A 1,118-nucleotide genomic window follows, 5' to 3' on the forward strand; every position below is an offset into this window, starting at 1 on the left:
GGACCATCCCGGCGCGGTGGGCCGCACCCAGGCCGGCCAGCACCGGCTCCATGATGTCCAGCACCGCGCGGGCCTGGAGCGCCCCGGAACGACGACGGGGGCGCCGCACCCCGCGGGGCGCGGCGCCCCCGTCGGGCGCTGCGGTGCACGGTTGCCGCCGCTGCGGCGAGCCGTGCGGACGGGCCGGGGCCCGCGCGATCAGTGCTTGTCGCCGGCGTCGGCCAGACGCTTGTAGGAGCGCTCGATCTCGGCCTCGGCCTCGACCCGGCCGACCCAGTCGGCGCCCTCGACGGACTTACCGGGCTCCAGGTCCTTGTAGACCTCGAAGAAGTGCTGGATCTCCAGCCGGTCGAACTCGCTGACGTGGTGGATGTCGCGCAGGTGCTCCATCCGCGGGTCCGAGGAGGGGACGCACAGCAGCTTGTCGTCGCCGCCGGCCTCGTCGGTCATGCGGAACATGCCGATGGCGCGGCAGCGGATCAGGCAGCCCGGGAAGGTCGGCTCGTCGAGCAGGACCAGCGCGTCCAGCGGGTCGCCGTCCTCGCCGAGGGTGTTGTCCACGAACCCGTAGTCCGCCGGGTAGACCGTCGAGGTGAAGAGATGGCGGTCGAGCCGGATCTTGCCGGTCTCGTGGTCCACCTCGTACTTGTTCCGCGAACCCTTCGGGATCTCGATGGTGACGTCGAACTCCACGGGGAGGCTCCTTAGACTTCTGGGCGGTCGATCAGGTGGTTAAGTGTCCCCCACGCAAGGGTGTGCGTGCGAAAGGGGCTGGTGGAGGGTGCACATTCCGGTACGGGGGGCCGCCGCGCGGCGCCACCGGGACACCTGGCGGCTGACCGCGGTCTCCGCCGTCGCCGGCCTGATGGCAGCGGCGGCCACGGTCTCGCTCGCCGGGCCCTGGGACGCGGGACAGCGCACGGGGGAGCGCGCCGCCGCCGTACCGGTCGAGCAGTTCGACCTCACCGACGACCCCGGCTCCGGCAGCGGGCTCCCCGGTGCGGGCGCACCGCCCCGGGAGGGCGACGCCGCCCCGGAGGCTGGTCGGTTCGCCCAACTCCACGGCGACGTGACGGGCGAGCGCCTCGGCCAGGTCGTTGTCGCTGTCGGTCAGTATC

At 72.9% G+C, this 1,118-nt stretch carries 1 protein-coding gene and 1 pseudogene; one reads left to right on the forward strand and one right to left on the reverse strand.

The annotated features are described in order from the left end of the window. Positions 1 to 198: 198 nt before the first annotated feature. Positions 199 to 693 (reverse strand): inorganic diphosphatase, encoded by a 495-nt coding sequence (locus HCN52_RS24575; protein ID WP_168090609.1) that lies wholly within the window; start codon positions 691 to 693, stop codon positions 199 to 201. 88 nt (positions 694 to 781) lie between these two features. Between HCN52_RS24575 and HCN52_RS24580 the strand changes: the two are divergent. Then, positions 782 to 1,118: pseudogene (locus HCN52_RS24580) on the forward strand (hypothetical protein); the annotation flags it as partial.

This window comes from Streptomyces bohaiensis (assembly GCF_012033785.1).
Taxonomy (GTDB): Bacteria; Actinomycetota; Actinomycetes; order Streptomycetales; family Streptomycetaceae; genus Streptomyces; species Streptomyces bohaiensis.